Origin of the sequence: Aeromicrobium sp. (assembly GCF_049586495.1) — a bacterium.
In the GTDB taxonomy this organism is placed as follows: domain Bacteria; phylum Actinomycetota; class Actinomycetes; order Propionibacteriales; family Nocardioidaceae; genus Aeromicrobium.
This window is the reverse complement of record NZ_JBAVCB010000220.1, coordinates 1-6,033: the sequence shown is the minus strand read 5'-3', so window position 1 is coordinate 6,033 and position 6,033 is coordinate 1. Positions and strand designations below refer to the sequence as shown.

The following is a 6,033-nucleotide window of genomic DNA, read 5'->3' as shown; positions in this document are numbered from 1 at the left end:
TCGTCATGGCGACCGAGAACGCCCCGAATCCCCAGGCGGCGAGGGTCTTGTCGGCGCCCAAGGTGTCGTGCAGGTGCACCGTGCTCCAGTCGTAGGCCACGCCCTCGCTGAGGAACAGGGCGAACGCCAGCACGGCGATCAGCAGCACGCGGGGAGTCCACGCGGCAACACCGCGCGGCGCGAGCTCGGCCTCGGAGGTCGGGCGGTCGGAGCGTCCCAGCACCCGGTGTCGGGTGAACAGGCCGACGGCGACCCCCGCGGCAGCTCCCAGCGAAAGGGTCCAGCGCAGATCGACGCCGAGGCCGATCATGGCACCGCCAATCAGCGAGGCGATCAGACCTCCCAGCGAGAAGAAGGCATGGAAGGCGCTCATGATCGGGCGGCGGTAGCCGGACTCGACCTCGACGGCGTGGGAGTTCTGAGCGACGTCGACGGCACCGTTGGCCGCGCCGACGACAGCCAGGGCGCCGGCCAGTCCTGGGACGCTGGTCGCGAACGCCGGCCCGGCGAGCGAGAGGCTGAGGACGAGTCCGGATCCGACCATGACCGATCCGCTGCCGGCGCGGTCGACCAGACGGCCCGACACCTGCATGCCTCCCAGGGCGGACAGACCGAGGAGCAGGATCAGGTAGCCGAGCTGCTCGGTGCTCGCGCCGGTGCGTTCCCGGATTTCAGGGATGTTGACGACCCACATGCCGAGCACGAATCCGTTGAGCCCGAAGTAGACGAAGGTCGCGGCTCGGGCGCGCAGCAGCCGGGCGCCCGTCGTGGTCATGACACGACTCTAATCACCGCTAGAGTTGCCTCTCAGTGTCAGCAGTTGCCGCATACCGCGCGTTGTTGCGGATCGTTGGGCCCGCCTACATCTTCGTAGCCTTCCTCGGGCGAATTCCGCTTGCCATGAGTCAGCTGGGCGTGCTCGTCCTGGTCAGCTCGACGACGGGTCAGTACGGAGTGGGCGGAGCCGCCGCCGGCATCCTGGCCGTCGCCAACGCCATCGGATCGCCGCTGGCCGGAGCGCTTGCCGACCGGGTCGGTCAGCGGCCGGTCGTGCTGGTGCAGTCGCTCGTGGGCGCCGCCGGCCTCGTGGCCATCGTCGTCGTGACGCAGCCGGGTGCCTCACAGGCGGCCATCTTCGTCGCTGCCGGCGTCACCGGCCTCGCCATCCCGCAGGTCGGTCCGCTCGCGCGGGTGCGGTGGCGTCCCATCACCCGCGACGAGGGTGATCAGCGTCGACTCGTCGACGCAGCGTTCTCCTACGAGGGTGCTGCTGATGAGGCGTCGTTCGTCCTCGGCCCGGCGCTGATAGGCGTGCTGGCCATCGCGGCCGAGCCTGCGGGCGCGCTGGTCACCGCCGCGGCACTGCTCGCGGTCTTCGGGTCGTGGTTTGCGATCCACCCCACGTCGGCGCTGGTCGCGCGCAACACGATGCGCGGTGGCCAGGGCACCGATCCGCTGTGGGCGGGACCGTTCGTGGTGCTCGTGGCAGCCCAGCTCTGCATCGGGACGATCTTCGGCAGCGTGCAGACCGGCACCACGGTGCTGGCGACCGCCGATGGTCAGGCCGGCATCGCCGGGCTGATCCACGCGGTACTCGGCATCGGCAGCGTGACGGCGGGGCTGGCGATCGCCGCCCTGCCCGAAAGAATTCTGTACGCGACGCGTCAGCTCGTCGCTGCACTCGCTCTGCTCGTCCTGACGGCTCCGCTGCTGCTGGTCGACTCGATCGGCTCGCTCGTCGTGGTGATCGGCTTCCTGGGCTTCGCCGTCGCTCCCTACATGATCAGCAACTTCGCACTCGCCGGGATTCTCGTGCCGCTGCACCGGGTGGGCACGGCCATGACTCTGCTCGCGGGCGCCACAGGCATCGGGTACGCACTGGGTGCCTCCCTCGCCGGCCGGCTGGCTGACGAGTCGGGCCACCGCCCCGCCTTCGCCGTCACCGTCGCTGCCGCCGGATGTGCGGTGCTCCTGGCTGGTGTCGCGAACAAGTCGTTGCGCAACGCTGTCCCCGTGGCCCAGCTCTAGCCGCTGAGGAGTCAGCGCTGGCGGCGCTTCCAGATCGCGACCCAGATCGCGACGACGGTGCGCAGTCCAGCGAGTATCGCTCCCAGGTACAACAAGAAGGTCGTGGCCAGCGCGATGGGTGCCGTCGACGCGGACGTGACCTGGGCGAGCAGCACGGCGACCACGGCGAAGGCAGCCGAACGAGCAGCGATGTCGAACTCTGGCTCGCCCCGGCGCCTGTCGTCGTCTGAGCGATCCATCTGGCCATTGAACCGTGGCCAGCGTCGATCAGCAGCCCGACGCGTCAGTTCGCGACGTCAATCCCCAGCGCGTCGCCGACGGCAGTGTTCAGCAGAGCGCCCGCGTGGGTGCTGAGCCCCGCAGCGAGGGCGGCGTCGTCGTCAGTGGCTTGTTTCCAGCCCTTGTCGGCGAGAGCCACCGCGTACGGCAGCGTCACGTTGGTCAGGGCGTAGGTCGACGTGCGCGGAACGGCTCCCGGCATGTTCGCGACGCAGTAGAAGATCGAGTCGTGGACCATGAAGGTCGGATCGTCGTGGGTGGTCGCGCGGGAGCTCTCGAAGCAGCCGCCCTGGTCGATCGCGATGTCGACCAGCACTGAGCCCGGGCGCATCTGAGCGACGAGGTCGTCACTGATCAGGGTGGGCGCCTTGGCACCCGGCACCAGCACGGCCCCGATGACGAGGTCAGCCTGGGTCACGGCCTTCTCGATCGCGAACGAATTGGATGCGACCGTGGTGATCATGCCGGCGAACCGGGCGTCAACCTGGCGCAGCTTGCGGACGTCGAGATCGAGGATCTCCACCCTGGCTCCCATGCCTCGGGCCACCTCGGCGGCATTGACGCCGGAGACGCCGGCGCCGATGACCACCACGTCGGCGGGGTACACGCCCGACACGCCGCCGGGCAGGACACCGCGCCCACCGTTGCTGGCCATCAGATGCTGGAATCCCACCTGGGGAGCCAGTCGGCCTGCGACCTCCGACATCGGCGCCAGCAGCGGCAGCGATCCGTCACTCAGCTGCACGGTCTCGTAGGCGATCGACGTGGTTCCCGACTCGATGAGTGCGTCGGTGCACGGGCGGCTGGCGGCCAGGTGCAGGTAGGTGAAGAGGATCTGGCCCGAGCGCATGCGGCCGTACTCCTCGGCGATGGGTTCCTTGACCTTGAGCACCAGCTCCGCGGCGGCCCACACCTCCTCTGCGGTGTCCATCAGCTTGGCGCCGGCGGACACGAACTCCTCGTTGGGGATCGAGGAGCCGAGGCCGGCGTCCTTCTCGATGATGACGTCGTGGCCGCGGCGGGTCAGCTCGTGGACGCCGGCCGGGGTGATGGCGACGCGGTACTCGTGATTCTTGATCTCGCGGGGGACTCCGACGATCATGATGGACAGGCTCCTTCGAACGGTGTGTTCCACACTGAACGAAGTGCGGTTCGATGTCGAGTGTGGTGAAGAATATTCTGTAGAGTGCGTCGTGACGGATACTTGTCGTAGATCCTGCCAGGAGGAATCCGCATGGCGAACGATGTTCTGGACGAGGTCGACCGCCGGATCGTCGACGTGCTGCGGCGCACGGGACGGCTGCCCAACAACGCCCTGGCCGAGCGGGTCGGGGTCGCGCCGTCCACCTGCCTGACCCGGCTGCGGGCGCTGGTGGACCGCGGTGTCATCTCCGGGTTCCACGCCCAGGTGGAGCCGGCGTGGATCGGCCGGCCGATCGAGGCGATGATCGCGGTGCGGCTGAGGGCGGAAGCGCGAGCATCGATAGCGGGCTTCTTCGATCGGGTGGCCGTGATGGAGCAGGTCCAGAACGTCTACTACCTGGCTGGCGCCGACGACTTCCATCTGCACGTCGCCGTCGAGGGGACCGACGAGCTGCGATCCTTCGTGACCGACGGACTCAGCACGCAGCCTGAGGTGGCTCGCACCGAGACCAATCTGATCTTCGCGCACCGACGCGGTGGCGCGGCCTGAACCGCTAGGTGGCCGTGACCTCAGCGAGGTGGATGACGGCATCGCCGCTGTTGACCAACGGGGCTTCGGTGTGGCCGATGACGATGCCGTCGCGGTCAGCGTGCACGAGTCGCACACGCTTGCCGAAGGAGTCGAACAGCCCGCCCAGCCGCTCGCCCTTCTCGACCTGCTGGCCCAGGCGTGCCTCCAGGTGCAGCATGCCGGTGCCGCGGGCACGCACCCAGGCGCTGCGCCAGCTCTCCTGGCTGGCTGCCGGAGCCTCCTCGTCGACAGGGTCGACCATGCCGAGGTGCGCCAGTACCCGCCGCACCCCGACCACGCCGGCGTCGATGGCCCAGGGGTCCATGCGCCAGGCTTCGCCCGCTTCGTACAGCAGCACCTTGGCGCCACGCTCACGCGCGGCGTGGCGCAGCGACCCGTCCCGCAGCCGCGCGTGCAGCATGACCGGCGCCGCAAAGGCCTCGGCCAGCTCTCGGGTCTCGGGATCCTCCAGGTCGGTGCGGATCTGCGGCAGGTTCGTGCGGCGGTCCGAGCCGGTGTGCAGGTCGATGCCGACGGTGGACTTGGCCACGACCTCGTTCATCATCAGGTGAGCGATGCGGCCGGCCAGCGAGCCGCGAGCCGACCCGGGGAAGGAGCGGTTGAGGTCGCGCCGGTCGGGCAGGTACCGGTCGCCGGTCATGAAGCCGAGCACGTTGACGATCGGCACCGCGATCAGCGTGCCGCGCAGCGTCTTGGGGTCGATGCCGGCCAGCACCTGGCGCACGACCTCGACGCCCACGGCCTCGTCGCCATGGATGGCCGCGTTGATCCAGACGGTGGGGCCGTCCTCGCGTCCGTGCACGACGCGCACCGGAAGGTCGACGTCCGCGCCGGTGACCAGTCGGGTGATGGGCAACGACACCGAACGCTGCAGACCCGGACGAACCCGGATGGTGCCGATCTCGAACGAAGAACGCACCATCAACGCCCCCGGTTTCGGCGTCGCACGGCGACCTTCGGCCGGCCCGCCACGTAGGACCGGGCTGGATCCACGGCAAAGCCCTGGCGGAGGGCCTCGCGACCCAGCAACAGACGAAAGCCCATCTCGTCGCGCCGGCTCAAGGTCATCTCCACCGTGATGGACTGCTGGGCGAGGGTGATCTGCATCGGCACCACCAGCCGTTCCTCGCCGTGCCCCGAGGAGCTGCGCACCTCACGCCGATCGATGACTCGACTCTCGACCTTCAGCGGGTCCTCCAGTGAGCCCTGCCAAGGCTGCACGGTGTATCGGACCCACAGATCGTCGCCTCGGGTGAACTCCTCGGCGTCGAAGGCGTGGATGGCTGAGGTGCGGGCGCCGGTGTCGAGCTTGGCCTTGATCCACGGCACCCCCAGCTCGGGGAGGCTGACCCATTCGCGCCAACCGACGAGGGTGTAGGAAGGATCAGCCGACATCCCTGCCCCTTCCGTTGACTGAGGATTCATGAAGCTCGCGATCTTGTCCCGTGCCCCCCGCTCGTACAGTACGCAGCGCCTGCGGACCGCCGCGCTGGACCGGGGTCACGACGTCAAGGTACTGAACACGTTGCGCTTCGGCATCGACCTGTCCGGCGACGAGCCCGACCTGCAGTTCCGCGGCAAGCGGCTGTCCCACTACGACGCCGTCCTGCCACGGATCGGCAACTCGGTCACCTACTTCGGCACGGCGGTCGTGCGGCAGTTCGAGCAGATGGACGTCTACACCCCCAACACGTCGTGGGGCATCAACAATTCTCGCGACAAGCTGCGAGCGACTCAGATCCTGTCCCGACACCAGATCGGCATGCCGGCCACCACGTTCGTCCGCGACCGCGGCGACGTGATCTCCGCCATCGAGAAGGTCGGCGGCGCTCCGGTCGTCATCAAGCTGTTGGAGGGCACCCAAGGCATCGGCGTCATCCTGGCGCCGGACATCAAGGTGGCCGAGGCGATCATCGAGACGTTGCAGAGCACCAAGCAGAACGTGCTGATCCAGCGCTTCATCGCCGAGAGCAAGGGGCGCGACATCCGCG

General features: G+C 68.6%; 7 protein-coding genes and 1 pseudogene. 3 read left to right on the top strand and 5 right to left on the bottom strand.

Features of this window, described 5'->3' with window-relative positions:
* Positions 1–775, bottom strand: a 775-nt coding sequence (locus WB508_RS11700) for an MFS transporter (protein WP_423845057.1), incomplete at its 3' end; no start/stop codon positions are given.
* Positions 776–810: 35 nt separating this feature from the next.
* Here WB508_RS11700 and WB508_RS11695 point away from each other — a divergent pair.
* Positions 811–2,028 carry an MFS transporter gene (locus tag WB508_RS11695; protein WP_423845056.1) on the top strand — a complete coding sequence of 406 codons (1,218 nt, stop codon included), beginning with the start codon at positions 811–813 and terminating at the stop codon, positions 2,026–2,028.
* A gap of 11 nt (positions 2,029–2,039) precedes the next feature.
* On the opposite strand, the gene WB508_RS11690 is transcribed toward WB508_RS11695, so the two are convergent.
* Positions 2,040–2,267, bottom strand: coding sequence for a hypothetical protein (locus WB508_RS11690; protein ID WP_423845055.1), 228 nt, complete (start codon positions 2,265–2,267; stop codon positions 2,040–2,042).
* 44 nt (positions 2,268–2,311) lie between these two features.
* Positions 2,312–3,409, bottom strand: a complete 1,098-nt coding sequence (ald, locus tag WB508_RS11685) for an alanine dehydrogenase (protein ID WP_423845054.1) — start codon at positions 3,407–3,409, stop codon at positions 2,312–2,314.
* A gap of 132 nt (positions 3,410–3,541) precedes the next feature.
* Here ald and WB508_RS11680 point away from each other — a divergent pair, with 132 nt between their 5' ends.
* A complete protein-coding gene (locus WB508_RS11680; RefSeq protein ID WP_423845053.1) occupies positions 3,542–4,000 on the top strand; it encodes an Lrp/AsnC family transcriptional regulator in 459 nt (152 codons plus the stop codon).
* 4 nt (positions 4,001–4,004) lie between these two features.
* Here the strand turns inward: WB508_RS11680 and WB508_RS11675 are convergent, their stop codons facing one another.
* Together WB508_RS11675 and WB508_RS11670 are read right to left on the bottom strand one after the other, a co-directional pair.
* Positions 4,005–4,964 carry a succinylglutamate desuccinylase/aspartoacylase family protein gene (locus WB508_RS11675; protein ID WP_423845052.1) on the bottom strand — a complete coding sequence of 320 codons (960 nt, stop codon included), beginning with the start codon at positions 4,962–4,964 and terminating at the stop codon, positions 4,005–4,007.
* Positions 4,964–5,437, bottom strand: a complete 474-nt coding sequence (locus WB508_RS11670) for an ATP-dependent zinc protease (RefSeq protein WP_423845051.1) — start codon at positions 5,435–5,437, stop codon at positions 4,964–4,966. The genes WB508_RS11675 and WB508_RS11670 overlap by 1 nt, the downstream gene beginning before the upstream one ends.
* A gap of 28 nt (positions 5,438–5,465) precedes the next feature.
* Here WB508_RS11670 and WB508_RS11665 point away from each other — a divergent pair.
* A pseudogene (locus WB508_RS11665) lies at positions 5,466–6,033 on the top strand (30S ribosomal protein S6--L-glutamate ligase); the annotation flags it as partial.